This window comes from Undibacterium sp. GW821-FHT07F11, from assembly GCF_059418665.1.
Map to the genome: position 1 here is coordinate 561,362 of NZ_JBWKQH010000001.1, position 24,369 is coordinate 585,730.

Genomic DNA, 24,369 nt, shown 5'->3' on the forward strand with positions numbered 1-24,369 from the left:
AAAATATCTCTTATATCTCTAATGTCAGAATGGAATAACTTGCCTGTTCAGGGCAACGCTGATGATATAGGCAAAAACCAGGATTGCGGCGATGAACGCAGCCGTACGTATGGCGGGTGTCTTGCCACGTTTGAGGGCTAACGTGCCGAGCACGATATACAGTATCAGGGCGAATAATTTGGCTGTCAGCCAGTTTTGCTGGAAGGGATACTGTCCGCTCAATACCGCCAGCGTCAGTGCGCTAGCCAGCAAGACCGTATCGATCACGTGCGGCAGGATTTTCACCCAGCGCTTGCCCAACATGGCAGAGTCGCGCATTTTCCAGAAGCCGCGTAGCAGGAACAGGCCGCCACTCAATCCCACGCAAGTCAGGTGCAGGTGTTTAATGGCGAGATAGCTGATGGACATGGTGGATTTCGTTTCCGTGACAGATTTTGTGTCTGCCATACTAACCGAAAGCCGTCTTTTTTGTCGCAGGATGCGGTGGCAAAGCGATACCGTCTGCACAACTATCCATTACACTGATGCATATCAACATTTACTGAAAGAAAGCCTGCATGAATTTCCTCAGCCTTACATCCCAAGATGGTGCCACTGCAAAAATTGCCAGTCAGGGCGCGCATATATGTTCCTGGATACCTGCAGGCGGGGTTGAGCAATTATTCATGAGCGAGACTTCGGCTTTTCAGGATGGGGTTGCCATCCGTGGCGGCGTACCTGTGGTGTTCCCGCAGTTTTCCAACCAAGGGACTTTATCCAAACATGGTTTCGCCCGTACTTCTGAATGGAGGCTCTTGCAGTCCGGTCTTCTGGAAAACGGTGCCGCCCAGGCCGTGTATGAACTGAAGGAAAACATTGCCCGTCTGACTATCTGGCCCTATGTATTTCGTGCAGAACTGCGGGTCAGCATACTAGGTAATAGCCTGCAAATAGCGCTGGAAATACACAATACCGGTGACACCAATTTCAGTTTCAGCACCGCCCTGCATACCTACCTGGCCGTGCAGGATATCGCGGATGTCAGCCTGCATGGTCTGCAAGGCCTGCATTATCGCGACACTGTCACGGGCACCGATAATTGTCTGGAAGCTGATCCCTGCCTGCGCATCAGCGGTGAAACCGACCGTATCTATGGCCATGTCCCGGCACTGCTGGAATTACGCCAGCCACAGCAAAACACCCTCATACGCAGCAGCGGCTTTGCCGATGCCGTGGTCTGGAACCCCGGCGCAGGCGCGGTCAAGATCAATGACCTGCACACTGGTGGTGAAAAAAATATGCTGTGTGTAGAGGCGGCGACGATATTGCGCCCCATCATCCTGGCGCCGGGTGATAGCTGGAGCGGCAGCCAGACGCTGACAGTCGCTGCAGTGCACAATTGACAAGCGATTACATTTAACACATAGTTAGAATCGAACAGGTTTACTGTAGTTCGCTTCAAATGTCGCCTATCTTTATTACAAAATAGCTGCAACTTTATCTATTTCCATAAATCATATCCGTCAGGTGTAATCCGCCCGGCGGATTTATTATTTTTGTACCCCGAAATCATAGAAGGATTTTATGCATCAACTACGCTCTGGCATGCAGCTTTCACTCAAACCTGTTTTGCGCGCCTTGATACTGGGGGGTGTCTTCCTGTTCACCGCCCCTGCTGCGCTGGCAGACAATCTGCCGAAAGGCGTCAGCCAGGTCAGCAGCGTGGAAGGGATTACCGAATACCGTTTGCCAAATGGCTTGCGCGTATTGCTGATGCCGGATGCATCCAAGCCTACCGTCACTGTCAATGTCACTTACCTGGTTGGTTCACGTCATGAAAACTATGGCGAAACCGGCATGGCGCATTTGCTGGAACACTTGATGTTCAAGGGCACGCCGACCAACCCCAAAATCACCGATGACTTCAATAAGCGTGGCATGCGCATCAATGGCACCACTTCCCTGGACCGCACGAATTATTTTGAACTGTTCCAGGCCAGCGATGAGAATCTGAAATGGGCGCTGGAAATGGAAGCCGACCGCATGGTTAATTCCAATATCGCCAAAAAAGATCTCGACACCGAGATGACGGTAGTGCGTAATGAATATGAACGTGGTGAAAATTCACCCGGCGCAGTGCTGATGAAACGCATGCAAAGCATCGCCTTTGACTGGCATAACTATGGCAATTCCACCATAGGTAACCGCAGTGACATAGAAAACGTCAAGATAGAAAACCTGCAAGCCTTTTACCGTAACTACTACCAGCCAGACAATGCCGTGCTGTTGGTGGCGGGTAAATTTGAAGCTGAAAAAGCCTTGCAATGGATTAATGCATCCTTTGGCAAAATCGCCAAACCTACCCGCAGCCTGCCACAGTTCTGGACCACAGAGCCGACACAGGATGGTGAACGCAGCTTTGTCGTACGCCGCAAAGGTGACAGCCAGATGGTAATGATCGCCTATAAAGTACCAGCCGGCTTGCACCATGACCGCGATGCCCTGAGTTATGCCGGCAGCATACTGGCCAGTGCCCCGCATGGCCGCCTGCACAAGCAACTGGTGGAAACTGGCAAGCTGGTGCAAGTATTTTCAAGCAGCATGGGCCAGGTTGAACCTGGTCTGAGCATCATCGGTGCCATCGTCAAGAAAGGTGAATCTGTCGATGCCGCCAGGGATGCGTTGCTGGCTGGCATAGAAGACTTCAAAAACAACCCACCGACCAAGGAAGAGCTGGAGCGCCAGAAACGCGACAATGCCAACTTCTATGAGAAACTGCTGAACAACCATGAATCCATAGGCGTTAGCATGTCTGAATACATCGCTGCGGGTGACTGGCGTTATCTGTTCAAGGACAGGGATGATGCTGGCAAAGTTACCTCTGAAGAAGTCACTGCCGCTGTGAAAAAGTATCTGGTGCGCGACAACCGTACCGTCGGCACGTTTATCCCGGAAGATAATCCACAACGTGCCGAAATACCGGTGGCACCAAGTATGGCTGAAGTCATGAAAGACTTCAAACCCAAGGCCGCGACACTGACTGGTGAAGTATTTGACCCATCGCCAGCAAACATCGACAAGCGCACACAGCTAAGCAATATCGGCAATCTGCAAGTGGCGTTACTGCCTAAAAAGACCCGTGGCGAAACGGTGAATGTCTCCCTGAATTTGCATTGGGGTGACGAAAAGACCCTGTTTGGCAAAGCAACGGCCATGGGTTTTACAGGCGGCTTGTTGTCAACCGGCACCAGCAAATATTCACGCGCCCAGTTAACCGATGAAATGTCCAAACTGAAAATGAGTGGTGGCCTGTATTCATTCCAGACCACCAAGGCTAATTTACCAGCGGCACTGGAACTGGTGGCACATGTCTTGAAGGAAGCCAACTTCCCGGAAAGCGAATTCAAACAATTGAAAGAAAGAGCCCTGGTAGGTGCCGAGGCTACGCGCAATGAGCCTTCCGCCGTTGCCAGCCGCGCCCTGGCGCAGCATTTCAATACCTATCCCAAAGGCGATGTGCGCGCTGCCCTGACACTGGATGAAACACTGGAAGCCATACGCAATGTCAAGCTGGAAGACATCAAGGCTTTCCATAAGGATTTCTATGGCGTCTCCAAAGGTGAATTGTCCATCGTCGGTGATTTTGATGTGGCCAGCACCAAACAGACCGTCGCCAAGGTATTTGATGGCTGGACCAGCAAGACTCCTTACAGTCGCCTGGTCAGCAAACGCGAAGAAATACCTGCGGTACGCAAGACTTTCAACACGCCTGACAAGGAAAACGGCGTCTATTCCAGCCGCATGAATCTGAGTCTGCGTGAAGATGATGCTGACTTCGCGGCACTACGCGTGGCCAATTATATTTTTGGTGGCGGCGCTGGCATGAACTCGCGCGTCATGGAACGTATACGTCAAAAAGATGGTCTGTCTTATGGTGGCGGTTCCAGCCTGACTGCAGGTGAAATTGACCCGGTAGGTAGCTTCAGTATCAGCGCCACAGCAGCACCACAGAATCTGGAAAAACTGGAAATCGCCGTCAAGGAAGAACTGACACGCGCCCTCAAGGATGGCTTCACAGCCGACGAACTGGCCAAGGCCAAATCCGGACTCTTGCAACAGCGGGTACAGGGACGCAGCAGCGATGGCGCAGTAGCCAGCGGCTGGAATAGCAATCTGTATCTGAAACGCACCTGGGCCTGGTCACAAGCCATGGACGACAAGATACAGGCGTTGACGGTGGAACAGGTGAACGATGCCTTCCGCCGTTATATAGATCCGGCCAAAATGAGTGTCTTTATTGCTGCGGATGAAGCCAAGGCCAAGGCGGCTGTCGCTAAATAAGTTTTTCTTTGCCTTTCAAGCGGAAGTATTAAATTTCCACTTGAAAGGCCTTTAAGAAAGCTTAGCCCTTCCAGCTTCTTTGCAAGCCAGTATCAGTATGTATCCAGCCGCCCTGGGCGGTCTGGCGGTAATAAAAGCCGACGCCACCCTGGCGGAAACTTTGTATCAGTTCGCCCAGGATTTCTTCATGTAGCTGGGGGATGCGGATGTCGGCAGCTTTACCGTCCATATGCAGGGATTTGCGGGCTGCCGGTACGCCTTGCTCAATCAGACGCGTATTGGAAGCCTGGGTACGGTAGCCAGACAGTATTTCCAATGGCCTGGTCATGCCGAAACGGGCAATATAGGCCTGGGTTGCCCACAGGGTTTCCAGCAGTTTGGGGTCGATAGGGGCAGTTTCCTTGCCATTGACGTCGCGCAACAGGTGGCATAGTTGCTGGTAGGCAGATTCCAGCACTTCGCCGTCTTTCCAGTACAGGATCTTGCTGCGCTCGCCGGTGGCAGGGCGGATCAGGTCCATGGTGCGGGGTTTGACCCAGAACTCTATGTCCAGCGCCTGTGAATCAAACAAGTCAGGTGGTGGGGTTGGCTGCGCGTGTTTTTCAGTACCGCTGTCGGCTGCATGCAGGACGGTATGCGTGCCGGTCAATCCGGCGGTACCGAGCAAAAGCCCTTTCTTTAATAACTGGCGGCGTGTAAGTGTCATTCTTGGATTCTTGATTGATAAAATAAAAACCAGCTTAGTGCATATCGTCATGATAATCAAAACCTCGCGCTTTATCCGGCAAATTTACGCTTGGTCACACAGAAATTGCATTCTGTCTTTTTGGACAGTGATCTCCATACAAAACAACATTACACTAGAACTCATCCAATAACTCTTATTACAAAACGATATCATGATCAAATCTTTAGGATGTCTGACGCTGTTGGCAGTCTTGCTTGGCGGCTGTGAAGTCAGGGTCAAGGGCGATGCCATCAAGGGCAGTGGCAAGCTGATCACCGAACAACGTGCGGTCACTGAATTCAGTGCCATCGAAAATTCCGGCTTCTTTGATGTCATCGTCACCAATGGTGCGGCTGGGGCGGCGGCAGCAGTTGAGGTCAGTGGTGACGACAATCTGGTGCCGGAAATTGAAACTGTGGTCGAGAACAAGGTCCTGATCATACGCAGCAAGCGTAAATCCTACAGTTTTACCTGGACTAACCGTCCGGGAACGATCAGGGTCACCGCCGCTGGTTTGAACCGCATTAATAACAGCGGTAGTGGTGATATGGAAGTACGCGACTTGCAGGCAGACAGCCTGGCATTGAACCTGAACGGTTCTGGTGACCTGAAAATCAGTGGCAAGGTCAATTCCTTGAAGCTGATTGCGAATGGCAGTGGCGATATGGACTTGCAGCAATTGCAAACCGGCAAGGCCGAAGTAGAAATTCATGGTTCGGGTGATGCTCATATGAGCACTGTCAGCCAGTCGCTGGATGCCAATCTGAACGGCAGTGGCGAACTGAGCGTGGACAATCTGCAATCTGTTCCCGTCAAGCTGGTACAGCACGGTTCATCCGATGTGAAGCTGGGCGGCACGATCAAGGCGCTGGAACTGGACATGTCTGGCTCTGGCGATGTGCAGATCCAGGACATCAAGGCGGAGCAGGCCACCATACGCAGCAATGGCCCGGGTGAATTAAACCTGAGTGGCGAAATTGGGTCCCTGACGCTGACCAGCAGTGGCTCTGGCGATATCAATGCCGACCATTTGAAAATCAAGGATTTGCAGATCGTCAACAATGGCCCATCGAACCAGAGCTATCGCAGCATCACAGGTGTATTCAAATTGGAAAATTCCGGTTCTGGTGACTTTGATGTGGAATTGCAATCTGAAGCAGCGCTGGAAGTGATGATGAACGGCCCGGGAGAAACCCGTCTGAAGGGCACAGCAAAAAGCCTGAGTGCCAGACTGACTGGCAGCGGCGACTTGCATGCCCGTGACTTATTGCTCGACAGTGCCAGCATCAAGGTGACTGGCCCTGGTGAAGCCGAAGTGAATGTCAAGAAAGCTGGCGGCTCCCGCGTTGTCAAGATAGATAGAAATGGTGTAGCGAATTAAACAAGGCTGCACAAAACAACGCAGCCGCAGATAACAAAGGGTTCATGCATGAACCCTTTTTTGCGTCTTTCATCATCGTTGTGTTTGCCATATTTAACATGGATTGTGGGCTGCAAACCCTAATCAGGACTCGGGTCAACAGTCAAAGCAGGTAATTTGCGCTAAGATAAAGCGAGTGATTCCAGCCCAGATACCATGCCAAGTTATTCGCGCTTCCTGTCCTGCATCCTGCTGGTCTGTGCTGGCTGGGTCAGTGTGGCGAATGCACAAGCCAGGCCCGACGTCGTGTTGTTGATGAGTGAAGAACTCGATGGCAAAGGGGCCGTCATCCCATTGTCTGGCGAAGTCATGGAATTGCTACGCTATCTGGAGCAACATACGAAGTTGAAATTTGAAGTGCGACGCTACCCCTGGAAAAGGGCGGTGGAAAACGCCGCCATGGGCGAAGGCCTGATCTTTGGTATTTCCAAAACCCGCGAACGTCTGCGCAGTTTCAAATTCAGTACCCCCATCTTTACCGACCAGGCTTTGCTGGTGACATTGTGCCGTGCAAAATTCAATTTCAATACGATCAATGATTTGAAAGGCAAGACCATAGGGATAGTACGCGGCACCAGCTATGGAGAAGAATTTGACCGGCTCAGCAATGTCTTGTTCAAGGTCGAGGACGACACCAGTAATAACCTGGGGCGTTTCAAAAAATTGAGCATGCGCCGCATGGATGCATTTTTGCTGTACAGCTCCAGTGCCCATATTGGCCGGCTGGAAAACTATTTCAATCAGCAATATGCGGCTGAGTTTGGCGACAAACAGGCAGACGGTAAATTATTTTGCATACTGCCCAAGCCGGTATCCTCGATGGATATCCATATTGCCATGCGACCTGACGGTGATGCCAGCCTGCTGCAAAAAATAGACAAGGCTATTTTGCAGGGACATCAGGATGGTGAACTGGCACGCATTTACTCGCCCAGATAAACGATGCTGAAACTCAGCTCGGGTCAAGCACAGACTCAAATTATGCGGCCACCCTTGTATTGATGCCGTAATACCAGGCGGCTGCTCGCGACCAGGGTATTCAAGCCCAGTATCAGCTGTATCAAAACATGTCCTGGTAAACCCCAGACTTGCCCCTTGGGCGGCGTGCTGCGGGTCACGGCAGTCAGCACCGGCGCCACCCATTGCGCCTCTTCTGTCAAATCCAGCAAGACATCCCCATCGGAATTGGTATGCAGGTAAAGCTCACCGCCATGAACCAGGGTCAGACAGATACCTTGCCCGGTGGTTGGCTTATCACCCAGGGCTTGCTGCAATTCGCGGTGTTGCAAGTCCATCCATGCTTCTACATCAAGCGCGGTTTCCAGGGATATCCACGGATGCTCTTGCAAATCAGGAGCTGGATCAGATTGCTGGTTTTCATTAAACATCATCTTGCTTCTTTAATACTTTCTTTGCCGCCGTTTTCGTGCACATGCAATTTGCCTGGCTATTGGGCTCAAGCCGCATTCTGACACAAATATCCGCGATTCATCGTAATCAGGAATCTACCGGATTTCAAAGAAAATAAAAACGTACTCTTGGCACCTGAAGTGTAATGCCAGTACTTCGCCGATGCTATTGACCAGTTATTTGATCATGAAGATGAGAGATACAACAGCCAGGTTTATCGAAAGAGGCAGTGTTAGCTTGTTGAAATGAACGCACGATTGCGTCGTGAGCGGAGAAATTATTCAGGCAAGATTTGATGCACTGTCAAAGGGAGGTGCTAACAGGCAGTTTATGAATGTTCAAGCTGAGCCTTCCGCAAGCTAGAGATGCACTTGCGGAAGCCATCGAACAATTACTTCAAGGTCCAGGCAAACGCCAGCGTATTCCAGCCTGGCGTGGCACCGACCTGGAAGCGGCATGCCTTCAGGGCACGCAAGGATGCCTTGTCGAGTTTACGGAAACCGCTGGAGTCAATAATTTTTACATCGATCACTGTACCTTTGTCATTGAGCAGGTAGTTGAGCTTGACCAGACCCTGCTCTTCATCATTCAATGTACGTTCATCATAACTTGGGGCCTCGCAACCAGATGCGGCAAATGCCTCGTTGGCTTCCATGGCAAAAGCAGGCACGGTGACCAGGGCAAAAGCCAGCGTGGTGACTAAGGCATACAGACGGAAATGTGGGGACATAATAAACTCCTCGGGTTATATCAATAAATTAGCGGCTGCGCCATGGTATTTGCTACGTATTCGCTATGATTTGTGCATCGATGAATTGAGCTAATCACGGGCAGATGGATGCAATATACGTCGCAAGCACTTCGCTAAAAAATCAATAATTCGTATAGGCATTATTTCCAAAATACATAATGCTCACGATGCATTTATTTGGTGCGGTAAGCTGATTTGCTTTACTCAAAAAAATCTCTATGCTTGTGCAAATTCTGCCGAAAGGCCCGCCAATATTGCGTTTTCTCTTCATGTTGGTGCAAAAAATATTGCCTGATCCCGGAGAAATATTTTTCATATTTTTTTGTAACAGATCGACATTTGCGTGACTTTTTTCATTTCCCGGCAACTGAGATATCACGCAGACATGCCTCATGCCTTAGAACTCATTTCATAAAAAGGGGAAAATGCGTTCTAGTATTTATTTTCCCAACTGTGCAGAAAAACTGCTCTTACGAAATTCTTACGCAGGTGCGATAAATTCACTTTTTTTAACATCCCTTGCGCTTTCAATTTCAGGGTGGTGAGCTATTCTGCATATTGGCGTCATACGATGCCTGCTCAAAGATGTAGCCTCCAGACGTTCCCACATTTGACACCCGGTCTTTATTAAAACCGGGTGCTAACCTGACCGCAACGATGATTTTTTATTCAAACTTTAAGGAATAACATCATGGCCGGCACTGTCTCAACACAAGCAAATACCGTCATCGTCAACCCATATAGTGGTGACTACAGAATAGATGTGCTGCTGCCATCTGCAACGGCACGCTGGAATAATGGCAGCGCCGTAGGCACGGCAATCGAAGTCAGCTACAGCTTCATGAGCAGCGCACCAGATTATGCGCAAGACTCTGATAAAAAGGGTTTCAGTACCTTTACCGATGAGCAAAAAATCGCTGCTCGCAAAATCTTTGATTTGATTTCCCAGCAATTTGGTATCACCTTCAAAGAAGTGACAGACACCGCCAGCAGCTATGGCTTTATACGACTGGGCAATAATGCCCAGGGTGCCACCAGTGCCGGTTATGCGACTTACCCGGATACTGCGGACACCAAGGCCAGCGGCGATATTTATCTCAACAATGAAGTCAGCGACAATCTCAGCAATATCATTCCCGGCACCAATAGCTGGGCCACACTGGTTCATGAAATTGGCCATGCCATAGGACTCAAGCATCCGGGCAATTACAATGCCGGTGAACCAGCATCAACGACGGCAGATAATTTTCTGGCAGCGGCTGAAGACAGTGAAATGAATACCGTGATGTCGTATGTGAAGGCACCGCAAGGCCAGGAAAGGGATTTCTTCGGAAAGTTTGATTACCTCGCCCTGAAATACCTGTATGGCGGCAAGGCTTACAATGCCGATGCGACGACTTACAATCTGACTGACACTGATGGCCGCCTGCTCAAGATCATCAATGACACAGGTGGTGTGGATACCATCAACCTGTCTGCCCTGACCGTTGCTGCCAGCATCAACCTTACCCCCGGTGCCAGCAGTTCTGTTGGCAGGTTGGCCAGTGACACGGTGTCGCAAAATAATTTGTCGATCGCCTTCGATACCATCATAGAAAATGTCGTTGGCACGCGCTTCAGTGATGTCATGACGGGTAACAGCGTTAACAACCGCTTTGAAAGCAATGGCGGTGGTGACACAGTCGATGGCGGTGCCGGCTTTGACCTGCTCATCATCAAGGAAAACCGCGCCACGTTCACCATACAAAAAACTGCGACAGATGTCAGCTTTCGCAATACCAGCACCAGCGATATCACCTCCATCATCAATGTGGAAAGAGTACAACTGAACGACAAGATGGTGGCCTTTGATCTGGAAGGCAATGCAGGTCAGATGTACCGGCTGTACCAGGCTGCATTTGACCGCAAACCCGATGCAGCAGGACTGGGTTACTGGATCGCTGATATGGACAAGGGGTCCAGTCTGCTGACGGTAGCAGCTGGTTTTTTCCTGTCACCCGAATTTCAGAAACTGTATGGTGCCAGCCCGTCAACCACGACACTGATTACCAATTTTTACCAGAACGTTTTACACCGTGCACCAGACCAGGCTGGCTTTGATTACTGGAACAAGGAACTCAGTTCCGGCGTCAGTACCCCTGCCAGCGCACTCGCCAGTTTTTGCGAAAGTGCAGAAAACAAGGCACAGGTATTGGGCTCCATACAAAACGGGATTGAATATAATCTGTGGCTGGGCTAAGCCTGCACAAAAACAAAAGGCGCAGAGTTCAACAACTCTGCGCCTTGTGGATAAGCTTCAGATTAGCGGCTTATTTGATTTGCTTCACTTCCAGACCTTGTTTTTCCAGCAATTCGATAATGCTATTGGTGCCAGATAAATGTCCTGCACCCACCACGATAAAGAGTTTTTTACCTTCGGATAGTAAGCCCAGGATTTTTTTGGTCATGCCCTGATTGCGGTCATCCAGCAATAATTTCATGAGTTTTTTAGAGCCGGCATCCTTGCTGGCTGCTTCTTGCAGGATTCTTGCCAGGCCTTCGGCATCGCCGGTCTTCCACGCGCTGATCATGCCTGCGGTTTCACGTAGGGTATCACCGCTCTTTAATCCTTCCAGCGTTTGTGCCAGCATGGCGTCCGCGTCTTCATCGGCCAGACCACCCAGCACACTGGCTTGAAATGCCGTGCTTTCCAGTTCGATGATATCTTTCTTATCCTGCTTGGCCCGCAAGACATAGTGCAAGTCCACACCCTTGGAAGCATCATAACCTTGCTGCCTGAAAACACCAATACTGAGCGCGGTCGCGACGATGGTAGGTTTCAGGCTCTGGAATTGTGCGGCAGCCGGGCCTACCATGGATTGCAGGCTTTCCCAGGTGGTTTTTTTGATGTGGTTTTCCAGTTTGTCTGGTGCCGCATAGGTAAAGAAAGGCATGGCTTTTTCAGCGGCTTTGGTATCGGTTGTATCAACTTCAACTACCAGGGTGTCTGCCTGCTTATAGGCAGCTTCTACTGCTTCCGGCAGGGGATAGAAACTGGCTTTGGCGAGATGGATGGAACCAAACAGATAGGCAGTATTTTTTTCTGATTTAACTTCCCAGAAAACGCCTTTGGCCGGAGTTTCTGCCTGGGCCTGAGCATTGCTGGCGGCAATCACCAGTCCAAATGTGGCCAGACATCTGAGCGTTAGCTGAGCAAGTGTAGTCTTGAATTTCATCTTCATTATTTCCATGTAATTATCTGGTCTGGTTCTGATCTGGTTCTGGTATCGCGCCAGGCGGCACAGGATACCAGAAAGTACGCGCGCTGCTCATAAACGGCAGTGGGCGTCAGGCTGTATCCGTTTAATATAAGCTCGCACGCTGCCTCGCTGGCAACTCGCTGTCGTACTTTTGACCATCGACCTCGGCATTGGTCAGCGCGGCCAGTATGCTGCCAGGACTAGGTATATTGGGTGCAATGTCAGTTCCGGCGCGTTGCCATAATTGTGAACGGAGAATGGCGCGCGCACATTGAAAATAGACTGTATCAACGTCTATTCGCAGCACGCATTTGGGTGGCTTGCCGTCGACCGCCAGTCTGTCCAGCAAAGCAGGTTCAAGCGAAATTGCAGCCCTGCCATTCACGCGCAAAGTCTCGCCTACGCCGGGGATCAGGAACAGGAGGCCGACTTGCGGATCAAACAGGATATTGCGCAGACTATCGATACGATTATTGCCACGCCGTTCGGGCAACAATAAAGTTTTTTCATCTTCAACTACGATGAAACCGGGTGCATCACCTCTGGGTGAAGCATCAAGACCATCGGAGCCACGTGTGGCAAGTACCGCAAAAGGTGAAGCCTCTATCATGGCACGGTAATGGGGATGGATATAAGGTACTTCTTTTTTGATGGAAGCGGCACCGACTGTATCAAACAGGGCTTCCAATTGTTCGCTGCTGGTGATCTGGTGAGGGGATAAATTCGACATGGAGATGAGAAGTAAGTAAAGGTAAGCTGTATCAATTAAATGTGAATTGAAGAAATATCAGTCATCAATTTTTTCCTATGACTGGTGCTTTGCGCCAGTCGGCGCGGGCCTGCAATAATGCGCGCTCTATGAAGCCTTCTTTATGCAATTTCTCCAGTTGTTTATTGAATGCTGGCAGATGAATGGCACATGGGCTTTGCGCGACAAAACCAAACAGGTTTTGTGAGTCGATCAAGAAAGGTTGCAGAGGGATGAGCTTGTCATCGATATTCGCCGATGCCATATAAGCCTGACCGGCATGATAGCCGGTGATCACGTAATCAAAACGATTCGCCAGCAACATATTGAATGCGGTTTCCAGATTATCAGCCTCGCTGACATTCAGGCGATTGTCCATGAATTCATCAAACATGGAGCCAAAGCGATTGCCGCGTGCGATGCCGCCACGCAAGCCTATCAAATCTTCCCATTTGGCAAATGGCGGAGGGCGGTCTTTTTTAACAAAGGCGGCCACAGGATTGTTCAGCACCAGTTCACTGAATAGCAAAAAACTGCGGCGCTCCGGTGTGATTTTGAGAGTGGTGATGATGTCTATGTTACCGCTTTGGGCGGCATTCAACACACGCTTCCACGGTCCCAGATAGCGCAGTTCATAGGGCAAACCCAGGTCAGTCAGGATGCGGGTAATAATGACGATACTGGCACCACGCAACTGCTTGCCATCATACCAATGCAAAGGAGGGTAGGCAGGATCTGCCGAAACTATCACACGCTCGCAACTGCCACGTGCCATTGCTGGCAGCGTGAGCATGGTGCAGAATATGAAAATAAGCAGGCTAAGCAAACGGTGCATAAATCACTTTTGCAAAATATCTGGCTAATTAGTTCTAGCTATTGGGGTAATCAAAATACATACCTCATGAGCAATATTAGCATTTTTGCTTGGTCAACAGCTCAAAATGCACCAATTCAGACCATTATTCCCTGGGTTTGCTCAATAAGGCCTTTAAACCTGCCAGTCTTTCCTTGGGTGTCATGACTTCACCTTCGGCAGGCACAGCGTCGCCTTCATCAAGTTTCATTTCCTTGATAAAGCGGGAAGGGTCGCAATGTACCTGCACACCAGCACGCTTGCGTTTTTTGCACCAGGTAATATGCAGGCTGCGCTGGGCACGGGTAATGCCTACGTACATCAGACGGCGCTCTTCTTCTATACGTGCGGCATAGGTCTCTACCGGCGCATCAGGGTCACCCTTGTGCGGCAAGATACCTTCTTCCACGCCGACCAGAAATACATGGGGATATTCCAGCCCCTTGGAGGCATGCAGGGTGGACATGCGTACTGCATCCGGTTCTTCATCCTTGCCTTCCATCATGGTCATCAGGGCCACCATCTGGGTCAGGTCGAGCAGGCTGCGGTGATCGTCGTTACCATCCTTGCCGCCACTGCCCTTGGTTTTCAACCACTGGGTAAAGTCGAGCACGTTCTGCCATTTATTTTGTGCGGCACGGTCTTCAAAACTATCGTAAAGATAGCCTTCGTAATTGATTTCTTTCATGAGGTCATCCAGCAATTCGCTGGCATGGCCTTCCCTGTGGGCATGGGCCTCGACCTGGTTGATGAAAGTACAGAAATTGCGCAATGGCCGTAACTGCTTGTCAGGCAGCTTGGCTTCTATGCCACCTTTGAAAACGGCGGCAAACAGCGAGCATTGCCATTGCCCGGCAAACTCGCCCAGCACTTCCAGCGTGGCCAGACCAACGCCGCGTTTGGGTGTGGTAATGGCGCGGATGAAAGCCGGGTCATCATCTTCATTGGCGATCAGGCGCAGATAGGCAATGATGTCCTTGATCTCGGCGCGGTCAAAGAAACTCTGGCCGCCGGAGATGGTGTAAGGAATACGCTCACGCCGCAATGCCTGCTCAATGACGCGCGCCTGGTGATTGCCGCGATACAAAATCGCGTAATCAGAATACTTGGCCTGGCGCTCGAAGCGGTGGGCAGAGATCATGATGGCGACTTGCTCAGCCTCTTGTTCATCATCCTGCATGCCCAATACCTTGACCGGATCACCGAGGCCATGTTCAGACCACAGCGACTTTTCAAACAGCTTGGGATTATTGCCGATGACGGAATTGGCAGCCTGCAGGATGCGGGTGCTGGAGCGATAATTCTGTTCCAGCTTGATGATTTCCAGATTCGGGAAATCCACTTGCAGGGTCGTCAGGTTTTCTATGGTGGCTCCGCGCCAGGCATAGATAGCCTGGTCGTCATCACCCACGGCAGTAAACATGGGCTTTTTGCCCACGCCTGTGACCAGCAATTTAACCAGTTCATACTGGCAGGTATTGGTGTCCTGGTATTCATCGACGAGCAGGTAACGCAGGCGACGCTGCCATTTGTCGCGCACCTGTTCATTACTGCGGAACAGCTCTACCGGCAAACGTATCAAATCATCAAAATCGACAGCCTGATAAGCAGTCAGGGTGGCGACATAGCTGCGGTAAACTCTGGCGGCAATTGCCTCGTCTTCATCCTGTGCCTGCTTCAATGCAAGCTCAGGGTCGACCAGGCCATTCTTCCACAAAGACATGGCAGTCTGTATGCGCCGTATCAATTGCTTGTCGGTGGTGATTGCCAGATCCTGCACCAGTGAAAAACAGTCATCGCTGTCCATGATGGAAAAACGGTCTTTCAAGCCCAAAGCCTGTGCTTCCTGCCTGAGTATCTTCACCCCCAGCGAGTGGAAGGTGGAAACCGTCAACTGCCTGGCCTGACGCGGCTCAGCCAGCAGCTTGGCGATACGTTCCTGCATTTCCAGCGCGGCCTTGTTGGTAAAGGTCAGGGCGGCGATATGTTTTGGATCATAGCCATGCAGTTCTATCAGATTAACGATTTTCTGGGTAATCACCCGCGTCTTGCCCGAGCCCGCCCCGGCCAGCACCAGGCAAGGGCCATCCATATAATTGACTGCATTACGTTGGGGGGTATTCAGACCATGAGACATAAGGGGAAACGGAGCTTATCCGCAAAAACTTGCAGGCGCTATTGTAGCCTGCAATAGCAATGGAACCTTCTTCAACTCAAGCAATTAGCTTGCGCTCTATGTGAGCATACGTACAGATGAACCAGCGACACTTGAGCAACAATGTATATCTTTGTGAATTCGCTATGAGAATAGCGCTTTTGTTGCCAAAAAGATAGAAATAAAGGCTAGACAATTGGATAAGCTAAGACTATTCTCTAACTCAGGAGGATGCCTTTTATGAAAGACCAAAAATCTGCTCGTATCCTGCTGGTGGATGATGAAGAAAGAAATATTCGCCTGCTTGAAGTACTCTTGCATGCTGAGGGTTATTCTACCCTGAGTGCGAATAATGGGCGCGATGCACTTAAAGTTGCAGCGTTCGCGCAACCTGATCTTATCCTGCTCGACATCATGATGCCGGGCATGGATGGTTTTGCCACCGTTGCAGAACTCAAGGCCAATCCCCTTACCCAGCCCGTGCCTGTCATCATGCTGACTGCACTCGATGACCGTACATCCAAACTGCGCGCCCTCGAAGCCGGTGCCGAAGAATTTTTAACCAAGCCCATAGACCGGGCTGATCTCAGCGTGCGCGTGCGTAATCTCTTGCGTCTCAAGGAGTATGGTGATTTCCTGACCGACCATAACCGCATACTGGAAAGCCAGGTGGTAGAACGCACTGCCCAATTGGAAGACGCTTATCGCGATACTGTATTCACGCTGGTGCGTGCTGCCGAGCACAAGGATGAAGAAACCGGTCATCATGTGCGTCGTATCAGCTATTATTGCCGCGCCCTGTCAGAAGCCATGGATTTGCCTGGCGAATTTCATGATGCGATTTTCCAGGCCAGCCCCATGCATGACATAGGCAAGATAGGCATACCAGATCATGTCTTGCTGAAACCCGGCAGCTTCAACCACGATGAGTGGAATATCATGCGCACCCATTGCGCACTGGGTGCCAGCATACTGGCCAGTGGTACTTCACCGTATACTGAAATGGGTGCAGAAATCGCCCTGAATCATCATGAACGCTGGGATGGCACAGGTTATCCAAATGGACTCAAGGGTGAAGCCATCCCCATCGCTGCCAGGGTCATGCAAATTTGCGATGTGTATGATGCCTTGCGCAGCCGCCGTCCCTACAAACCCGCACTTGATCATGAACGCGCCATGAGCATCATTATCGAAGGTGATAGCCGCACACGGCCCGAACATTTTGATCCAGACGTATTGTCTTGCTTTGTGACAGAGGCAGGGCGCTTTGCCGCCATTTACGACAAGCATGCCGATGCCTGAAGCGCAACGTCCTGCCATTCTTCTGATCGACGATGATGTCGATCTTTTGCAAGCTTTATTACGATTGCTCAGGCCTTTGCAACACCCCATGCTAAGCGCCAAAGATGCCAGTGAAGCACAAGGCATTATGGCGCAACACCATGTCGGCGTATTGATCTGCGAACCGCGCGATCAGCGTGCTGCCGCATTCCTGATTGCTGCCAGGGAAAAACATCCTGATGTCGTACGTTTGATATTGACTGGTTACCCGGATCTGGACAGCGTGCTAAGAGCCGTCAACCAGGCACATCCTTTCAAGTTATTGGTGAAACCCTGGCTCAATGAAGAATTGCTGGAGACAGTCAACCAGGCGCTGACGCAATATGTAGTGAACCGTGAACGCGAGCGCTTGTTGAAAGAATACAACGGTATACTCAGCAACGCAGAAACAGCCCATGCTTTTCGCACGCTGGAAGCACTCATGCACTCCATACACAAGGACATGGCCATAGATGCCATAGATAATCTGCCCATGGGCGCATGCCTGCTGGTCAATGGTGTGGTCAGCAGACTTAACCGTACTGCCATCCGCGTTCTCAAAGAACTTGATCAAGTACAGATTAATGTAGGTACGCTGGCAGAAGAATTACCGGCGGCATTGCAGGAAGCTTATGGCGCAGTGCGCAAGCAACGCTTGCAAACACGTCTGGCTGATCAGCAGAGACTGGATTATTTCGTGCTGGACCTCAGCGCAGGCACACTCATTGCATTTGCCCCGGAACCCAGACTGGGCAGGCCGCCTGATTATTAAGCCTTATTGAATATTATTGACAAGAAGTTTGACAGGTAGTTTTGCACACGCATGTGTTCACCACGGAAAATGCATCATGAAAAAACTCAGTACCGAATTCAGACTGCTTGCAGGGCTTATGTTCGGGCTGGCCTTACTTTTATCGGCTGGTTGGCAATTGTACCGATCACTGCAAGACTATCGTGAAAACTCCTTATGGGTCAGTCATACCTATCAGGTGTTGGACCAGTTAAATGAAGTCAAGTCAGGCGTATTGGAACTGGAGAGCATACAGCGCCTGTTTTTTATTACCGGTGACGATGTATTCACCAGCCAGCGTGACAGCAAAGCTATACAAATACATCAGTCATCAAAAAAGATTTCAGAGTTGACTGCGGATAATCCACGCCAGCAACTCCTGTATAAAAATCTGGCGCAAAAACTGGAAGAAAGGCTGAATGCCCTCGACAAAACGCTGCAGGTGTATCAGGCAGAAGGCTATCCTGCGGTACGCAAACATCTGATCAGCGGTACGCCACGTATTATCATGGAAGCCTTGCTGGTACAGATCAACAGCATGGAAGAAGAAGAACGTGTCTTGCTGCAGCAACGCAAGATTCAGGTCGAAAGCAATTTTGTCCAGGCACGGAATATAGGCATACTGGTTTTATTCATCACACTGGCCGGTGGAGCCTTGTTGTGGTGGCAATTCAAACGCGATGTCGATCAGCGTGTCAAGGCAGAAACCGCCGTGCGCGACAGCGAATCCCTGCTCAAACAGGTACTGGATATCCTGCCTATCGGTGTCTTCATTTGTGACCGCAACGGTGTGCTGAACCAGATCAACCCTGGCGGCAAGGCGATCTGGGGTGGTGTACGCCATATAGGTCCGGACCAGTATGGCGAATATGCGGGCTGGTGGCCAGATAGTGGCAAGCGCATAGCGGCAGACGAATGGGCGCTGGCACGCACCCTGAAGTCCGGTGAAACCATACTCAATGAACTGGCAGACATACGCTGCTTTGATGGCAGCCGCAAAACCATCTCAAATAGCACAGCCCCCTTGCGTGACGATACCGGCCACATGATTGGCGGCTTGTCAGTGAATGTGGACGTTACCGAATTCACCCTGACTGAGCGCAAACTGCGCACTGCCGCACATTATGACGATACCCAGGTCAAGGCGCAAAACCTGTTTGCCTCCAGCTTTGAACGGCATAAAATTTTCGACGGCCTGTTAAACCTGCTGGCCGAACGACATGGTTACCTGATGTCAGCGCTGTATAGCTATGATGAATGGTATGCGCGTTTCCGTTGCGAAGCCAGCTATGGACTAGGCCATGATATCCCGCGTGAATTTGAACTGGGTGAAGGCATGCTGGGTCAGGCTGCCCTCACCGGCAAAAGCAATTCACTCGATGCCAGCCGCCTGACCCTGCAAACCGGCCTGGCAGATTTCAACCCCAAGCATGTGCTGATGATACCCGTGTTGTACCAGGAACATCGCCTGGCCATTATGGTGCTGGCGACGACCAATAATGTGATTACCGGCGAACAGGCTTTTCTGGAAAGACTGGCCGGTCAACTGGGCGTTGCCCTGCACAATCTGCGCCAGTACAGTGATCTCAAACTGCTGGCAGATCAATTGCGCAGCAGCAGTGAAGAAATCGCTGCCAAGAATCAGCAACTGGAGCAAGCCAGCCGCATGAAGTCTGAATTTCTGGCGAACATGTCGCATGAATTGCGTACTCCACTAAATGCCATCGTCGGTTTTTCCGAGATACTCAAGGATGGTCTGATGGGCAGTTTGTCTACCCAGCAAAAAGATGCATCGGTAGATATTTTCAATAGCGGCAAGCATTTGCTGGCACTGATCAATGACATCCTTGACTTGTCCAAGATAGAAGCGGGCAAGATGCAGATCAATCTGGAGTCCACCGATATCAGCGCACTGGTGCAATCCAGCATACAGGTAGTGCGCGAGCAAGCCAGCTTGCAGGGCTTGCAAGTCTCGGCCAAGATCCAGGAAAACCTGGGCGATATCTGGCTTGATGAAGTCAAGGTCAAGCAAATCATTTATAACCTTTTATCGAATGCCGTCAAATTTACCCCCGAGGGTGGCCGCGTGCATATCTCGGCACGCCGGGTGGACGGCTATCAGGTAACAGGCGGGCGCTTCGAGCATTATCTGGAAATCATGGTCAGTGACAGCGGTATAGGTATACCGGCGGATGCCCAACCCGAGTTGTTCAAGCCCTTTACCCAGATAGACAATAGTTTGTCACGCAAACATCAGGGTACGGGTCTGGGTCTGGCCATGGTTAAACGCATGGCCGAGCTACATGAAGGCAGCGTCAGCATGAGCAGTATCACTGACAAGGGTTCCACGTTTACCGTCTTGCTGCCCTGGCGTACTGCCAATCTGCCCTTGAAAATCAAAGGGCAGGCTACCAGCCACGCAAGTACCACTACCCATGCCAACTCTCACACTCACGCGCAGACTCACGCCACAGTTACAACCACGGCCACGGCCACGACCACAAACAACAGCAATCACCATGCCAATGGGGAGTTGCTGGCCCTGATCATAGAAGATGATGATCAGGCAGCCGAAGTCTTGCGGGTGCAGCTGGAAAGCGAGGGCTTTCGCATAGTGCGCGCCAACACGGCAGAAGCTGCGCTGACCATGGCAGAGCAGGAACACCCTGATCTGATTACCCTGGATATTTTATTACCCGGCATGGATGGCTGGGAATTTCTTGAGCATTTCAAGCAACATCCGCTGTTTGCGTCCACCCCGGTGGTCATCATCTCTATCGTGGCTGACCGTGGCCGTGGCCTGTCTTTGGGCGCGGCCCATGTCATGCAAAAACCGATAGCGCGGGAAAACCTGACCACCGCCCTGAGTGTACTGGGCTTTTGCAATGACCCGACAGCAGTGCAAAAAACTGCGCTGATCATCGATGACGACCCCAAGGCCGTGAAACTGGTAACTACCCAGCTCGATTCCTTCGGTTATAAAACCCTGGCTGCCCTGGGTGGACAGGAAGGCATCAACATGGCGCATCAACACAAGCCCGACCTCATCGTGCTGGACTTGATGATGCCTGAAATTAATGGCTTTGATGTGGTGGAAGCCCTGAAAAGTGATACAGTCACAGCAAGTATTCCGATTATTGTCCTGACCGCCAAGCAAGTTACCGCCGACGACAGGATACGTCTGAGTGGTGATGTCAAAAAAGTCATGGAAAAATCTGATTTCAATCACGGCCGCTTCATCGGTGAAGTGAGACGTGCCATGGCAGGCAGGGGTAAGTAAGATGGCGCGTGTACTGATCATTGAAGATAACCCGGTCAATATGAAACTGGCTGCATTCTTGTTACAGAATGCTGGCTACGAAGTGCTGCAAGCGGTAGATGCGGAGATCGGCTTGCAGGTTGCCAGAATAGAACTGCCCGACCTGATACTGATGGACATGCAGTTGCCAGGCATAGATGGCATGACCGCTACCCGCCAGCTAAAAAGTGCCGCTGCGACTGCCCATATCAAGATAGTCGCCCTGACTGCCTTTGCCATGAGTGGCGATGAAGACCGCTTCCGCGCCGCTGGCTGTGATGCCTATATGGCAAAACCAATACGCTACCAGGCATTTTTGTCTCTGGTTGATTCCATACTCAAGGCTTGAAATCACGTTCACAGGCCGGGGCAAGCAGAGTAAACTGGCGGCATCAGAAAAAAGGTGCTCCATGAAATTTGAACATTTAGTTGAAATCAATGACCTCGGCAATCCCGCTGTCGAGGTCATCAGCCGCGAACAATTATGGCGTGGTCTGGTATTGCGGGCAGAAATGCCGAAGCTGTTTGTCTCTTACCTTGATGATGCCAGCATCATGGACCACAATGAAGTCAGCATGACGCGCACCCTGAAATATGGCACGCTGGAAATCACCGACCGCGTCAGCCTCGTCCATCTTGAGCATGTGCATTATGATGTGGCGGCCCAGAAAGACATTCCCCAATCCTCATTACGCATGAGCATAGAAGAGCCGCAACCACAGGCGCTGTTTGTCCGTTTTGCCTATGACAGTGGCAACGCTGAGCCAGAAGATGCCGAAGCTAAAATGTATAACGAATACCGCAAATCAGCTTATCAGGAAGCCGATGTGGAAACCGTGCGGATTATTCGCGAACTGGCAGAAAGCGGGCGGCTGGATGCCCTGCCTTCCTGACCTATATTGAAAACAGTATATGAATTGCTGAGCCGCTGGCATTTCGGGGATAATGCGGCTCTGTAATCTCCATTCTTTCTTTACTCTATTCCAAGGTACCCATGACCAAGCGCACCACTCCTGCAACCAAGAAGCCTGTTCTGGCCGCTCTGGACTTACCTGCTCCGGTACAAACCACACGCTTGAAACGCAAGCAATTTGCCAGCACCGGTGACGTGCACATCCAGGGTGATGCCGTGATTGCCACCCAGTTCATCGTCGGTGGTGATTGCCTGATTGACGGTGATTTAGAGGCTGAAGAAGTGTTTTGCCTGGGCAAGCTGACGGTCACTGGTGATATCCGCGTGCAATCCCTGTATGTAGGTCATGCCCTCGATGCTGGTGGCAATATCGATGTGGAATACCTCATCAAAACCGGTTGCAGTGCCGACTGGATGGCGCGCATGCTGGAACTGGACCAGCGCAAACCGGCTGCCGATGGCAGCAGCTATATGGATATCCTGGTGCATCCTGCCATCCTGGCGCGCTATGACCATCATGATGCTTTTGGTGGCTTTGGCGATATCCAGGCATTGGGTTATGTCGCCTGTGCCGACCTTGATTGCCATGGCAATGTGCAGCTTGATGATGTGCTGGAAGTCGGCGAAATCCAGTTTGTTGGCGGCCATTTGTCGGCAGCAGCCATCCATGTTGCGGGCGATTGCAATTGCCAGGGCGAGTTGTTTAGTGAAACGGATATCCAGGTCGAAGGTGCCTTGTTTGCTGCCAACCTGATTTGCCAGGGCAACCTTGATGTGGCCAGCATCCACAGTCAGGGCGACATCAGTTGCTGGGGTTATCTGCGCGCCACCGGCGAAATCAGCAGCCTGCGTGGTGAAATCCACAGTGGCCGCTGGATTGCTACCAAGGGCAGCATCTATGCTGCCAAATACATCAAGTCTGGCGAATCCCTTGTCGCTGAAAAAGGTATCAGTTGCGGCGCTGATTACGGCATCCTGGCTGCCACCAGCCTGCCACGCTCACGCTGGGCCACGCATGGCCTTGTGTCTGCCCTCAGTAAACCACGCCTGCTCTTGTCTGGCCAGTTTGTCGAAGGCAAGAAGCTCAAGCATATCGATGCGTTGGAAAAAAAGCGTGAAACCGAACTCGACTGGGAAGTGCCGCGCCGTTTGAAGCGTGAAATGCTGCCAGCATAAATTGCGTATTGCTGTAATGATTACTGAAATGCAGAGCTGTAGCTTCATAAGCTACGGCTCTGCATTTTTATAAACCTGCTGCATTCTCACTGACCAGCATGCGCCTCAAAAGATAGACACCCAGGCTGGCAGAAATCAAAGCCGCCACACACAGAGTCGCTGAAGGTTGCCAGGTGGTGCTGATGCCCCTGAGCGTCGCCCACCTGTATGCATAAATGGCAACGCCATTCGAACTCGCATGCAAAAAAATGCCGGGCCACAGGGAGCGGGTTTTCTCATATAGCCATGCGCAGATCACACCTAATACCGAGGCGCAAAGAAACTGATAGATATTCATATGGGCCAGGCCAAAAAGGCTGGCAGAACCAAGAATTGCCAGCCTGCGTGAATATTGTTGCAAGAAACTGCGCAAGACCACACCACGAAACAACATCTCTTCCAGCACAGGGGCTACCAGGCAAGCGACGATGACGGAGTGCACTCCGTTTGACATCATCTCTTCGAATACTTTTTGCTGGTTCTCTGATACAGGTTGCCACTCTTCCAGCAAACCACCGAGAAAATTCAGTGATAATTCCAGGCCAGGGACCAAAAGAAATATCGGCACCAATAGTAACAACAGACGGGCAAACGAAGTACCTGCAGAGGAATGGAAGAGTTCGCTATAACTTAAACCCTTGTATTGCAACACAGCTGTGAACAGGATGCCATAGGCCAACACCATGATGACACCATCTACCTCATCCATGCCTATGCCTGTCCACGACATGCTGTCATGTACCAGCATGTTCAGCAGCATTTCTATACCGAGCAAAAAAACAATCAGAAAGAAAGCTTCCAGGCCAGATGGGAAACGCTCAAGTTTTTGATTCATTACAGTCGTCGCTCAATTCTGACCCGCTCTAGAAGCTGGACAAGTCCAGGTCGTGCGAAAATTCACCATCGACTTCCTTGATGATGGCTTGCCCTGCAATGGTCTGCTGCCCATTAAAGCTCAGCGTCGGGCCACCATACAGGACCCAGCCCTGATTCAGTGCAGCAGAGACACGCATGCAAAATGTCTTGTCGTCAGGGCCGGTCAGATAACGATAGAGTTTCATGATGCGTGCAGTCCAAACGGTAGGATCAAAGAAGTTGGCACATTATATTCGATGATGCCGGCCAGACTGGCCTGCGTAAAAAAGCAGCGTGACTTATTTATGTATTTCTTTTGTGCATTGCTTTTGCGTATTACTTTTCTTTAAATTAT

21 protein-coding genes are annotated in these 24,369 nt (G+C 50.9%); 11 read left to right on the forward strand and 10 right to left on the reverse strand.

The window, feature by feature from the left end; all coding sequences use genetic code 11:
- Nucleotides 1-24: 24 nt before the first annotated feature.
- Nucleotides 25-408, reverse strand: coding sequence for a SirB2 family protein (locus AC07OI_RS02365; protein WP_495256166.1), 384 nt, complete (start codon nt 406-408; stop codon nt 25-27).
- A 149-nt stretch (nt 409-557) separates the two neighbouring features.
- Between AC07OI_RS02365 and AC07OI_RS02370 the strand changes: the two genes are divergently transcribed.
- On the forward strand, nt 558-1,382 hold the full coding sequence (locus AC07OI_RS02370) for a D-hexose-6-phosphate mutarotase (RefSeq protein ID WP_495256167.1): 825 nt from the start codon (nt 558-560) through the stop codon (nt 1,380-1,382).
- 181 nt (nt 1,383-1,563) lie between these two features.
- Entirely contained in the window at nt 1,564-4,320 is a 2,757-nt protein-coding gene (locus AC07OI_RS02375; RefSeq protein ID WP_495256168.1) for a M16 family metallopeptidase, read from the forward strand.
- A 61-nt stretch (nt 4,321-4,381) separates the two neighbouring features.
- Here the strand turns inward: AC07OI_RS02375 and AC07OI_RS02380 are convergent, their stop codons facing one another.
- On the reverse strand, nt 4,382-5,026 hold the full coding sequence (locus tag AC07OI_RS02380; protein ID WP_492704079.1) for a YcbK family protein: 645 nt from the start codon (nt 5,024-5,026) through the stop codon (nt 4,382-4,384).
- A gap of 193 nt (nt 5,027-5,219) precedes the next feature.
- Here AC07OI_RS02380 and AC07OI_RS02385 point away from each other — a divergent pair, with 193 nt between their 5' ends.
- On the forward strand, nt 5,220-6,428 hold the full coding sequence (locus AC07OI_RS02385; protein ID WP_495256169.1) for a GIN domain-containing protein: 1,209 nt from the start codon (nt 5,220-5,222) through the stop codon (nt 6,426-6,428).
- 195 nt (nt 6,429-6,623) lie between these two features.
- Nucleotides 6,624-7,406 carry a substrate-binding periplasmic protein gene (locus AC07OI_RS02390; protein ID WP_495256170.1) on the forward strand — a complete coding sequence of 261 codons (783 nt, stop codon included), beginning with the start codon at nt 6,624-6,626 and terminating at the stop codon, nt 7,404-7,406.
- A 35-nt stretch (nt 7,407-7,441) separates the two neighbouring features.
- Here the strand turns inward: AC07OI_RS02390 and AC07OI_RS02395 are convergent, their stop codons facing one another.
- Together AC07OI_RS02395 and AC07OI_RS02400 are read right to left on the reverse strand one after the other, a co-directional pair.
- Complete coding sequence (locus AC07OI_RS02395) at nt 7,442-7,858, reverse strand: hypothetical protein (RefSeq protein ID WP_492704084.1); 417 nt, start codon at nt 7,856-7,858, stop codon at nt 7,442-7,444.
- Nucleotides 7,859-8,268: 410 nt separating this feature from the next.
- Entirely contained in the window at nt 8,269-8,607 is a 339-nt protein-coding gene (locus AC07OI_RS02400; protein WP_492704085.1) for a TonB family protein, read from the reverse strand.
- A 712-nt stretch (nt 8,608-9,319) separates the two neighbouring features.
- On the opposite strand from AC07OI_RS02400, the gene AC07OI_RS02405 reads away from it, so the two are divergent.
- On the forward strand, nt 9,320-10,867 hold the full coding sequence (locus AC07OI_RS02405; RefSeq protein WP_495256171.1) for a DUF4214 domain-containing protein: 1,548 nt from the start codon (nt 9,320-9,322) through the stop codon (nt 10,865-10,867).
- A gap of 70 nt (nt 10,868-10,937) precedes the next feature.
- Here the strand turns inward: AC07OI_RS02405 and AC07OI_RS02410 are convergent, their stop codons facing one another.
- The 4 genes from AC07OI_RS02410 to AC07OI_RS02425 form a co-directional block, all read right to left on the reverse strand.
- Nucleotides 10,938-11,843 (reverse strand): TraB/GumN family protein, encoded by a 906-nt coding sequence (locus AC07OI_RS02410; RefSeq protein ID WP_492704088.1) that lies wholly within the window; start codon nt 11,841-11,843, stop codon nt 10,938-10,940.
- 127 nt (nt 11,844-11,970) lie between these two features.
- Nucleotides 11,971-12,597 (reverse strand): pyridoxamine 5'-phosphate oxidase family protein, encoded by a 627-nt coding sequence (locus AC07OI_RS02415; RefSeq protein ID WP_495256172.1) that lies wholly within the window; start codon nt 12,595-12,597, stop codon nt 11,971-11,973.
- A 64-nt stretch (nt 12,598-12,661) separates the two neighbouring features.
- Nucleotides 12,662-13,450 (reverse strand): substrate-binding periplasmic protein, encoded by a 789-nt coding sequence (locus AC07OI_RS02420; RefSeq protein ID WP_492704090.1) that lies wholly within the window; start codon nt 13,448-13,450, stop codon nt 12,662-12,664.
- A gap of 124 nt (nt 13,451-13,574) precedes the next feature.
- A complete protein-coding gene (locus AC07OI_RS02425; protein WP_495256173.1) occupies nt 13,575-15,605 on the reverse strand; it encodes a UvrD-helicase domain-containing protein in 2,031 nt (676 codons plus the stop codon).
- Nucleotides 15,606-15,863: 258 nt separating this feature from the next.
- On the opposite strand from AC07OI_RS02425, the gene AC07OI_RS02430 reads away from it, so the two are divergent.
- From AC07OI_RS02430 to AC07OI_RS02455, 6 genes are all read left to right on the forward strand, one after another.
- Entirely contained in the window at nt 15,864-16,925 is a 1,062-nt protein-coding gene (locus tag AC07OI_RS02430) for a response regulator (RefSeq protein WP_492704092.1), read from the forward strand.
- Nucleotides 16,912-17,715 (forward strand): response regulator, encoded by an 804-nt coding sequence (locus AC07OI_RS02435; protein ID WP_495256174.1) that lies wholly within the window; start codon nt 16,912-16,914, stop codon nt 17,713-17,715. Before AC07OI_RS02430 ends, AC07OI_RS02435 begins: the two co-directional genes overlap by 14 nt.
- 76 nt (nt 17,716-17,791) lie before the next feature.
- Nucleotides 17,792-21,013 (forward strand): response regulator, encoded by a 3,222-nt coding sequence (locus AC07OI_RS02440; RefSeq protein ID WP_495256175.1) that lies wholly within the window; start codon nt 17,792-17,794, stop codon nt 21,011-21,013.
- 1 nt (nt 21,014) lies between these two features.
- Nucleotides 21,015-21,380, forward strand: coding sequence for a response regulator (locus AC07OI_RS02445; protein ID WP_492704096.1), 366 nt, complete (start codon nt 21,015-21,017; stop codon nt 21,378-21,380).
- 61 nt (nt 21,381-21,441) lie between these two features.
- On the forward strand, nt 21,442-21,924 hold the full coding sequence (locus AC07OI_RS02450; protein WP_492704097.1) for an SRPBCC family protein: 483 nt from the start codon (nt 21,442-21,444) through the stop codon (nt 21,922-21,924).
- Nucleotides 21,925-22,025: 101 nt separating this feature from the next.
- The gene (locus AC07OI_RS02455) at nt 22,026-23,120 is read left to right on the forward strand and encodes a hypothetical protein (protein ID WP_495256176.1); all 1,095 of its coding nucleotides are present in this window, start codon (nt 22,026-22,028) and stop codon (nt 23,118-23,120) included.
- 67 nt (nt 23,121-23,187) lie between these two features.
- Here the strand turns inward: AC07OI_RS02455 and AC07OI_RS02460 are convergent, their stop codons facing one another.
- Nucleotides 23,188-23,994, reverse strand: a complete 807-nt coding sequence (locus AC07OI_RS02460) for a CPBP family intramembrane glutamic endopeptidase (RefSeq protein WP_492704099.1) — start codon at nt 23,992-23,994, stop codon at nt 23,188-23,190.
- Between the two features lie 28 nt (nt 23,995-24,022).
- Nucleotides 24,023-24,220, reverse strand: a complete 198-nt coding sequence (locus tag AC07OI_RS02465; protein WP_495256177.1) for a DUF1737 domain-containing protein — start codon at nt 24,218-24,220, stop codon at nt 24,023-24,025.
- Nucleotides 24,221-24,369 lie beyond the last annotated feature (149 nt).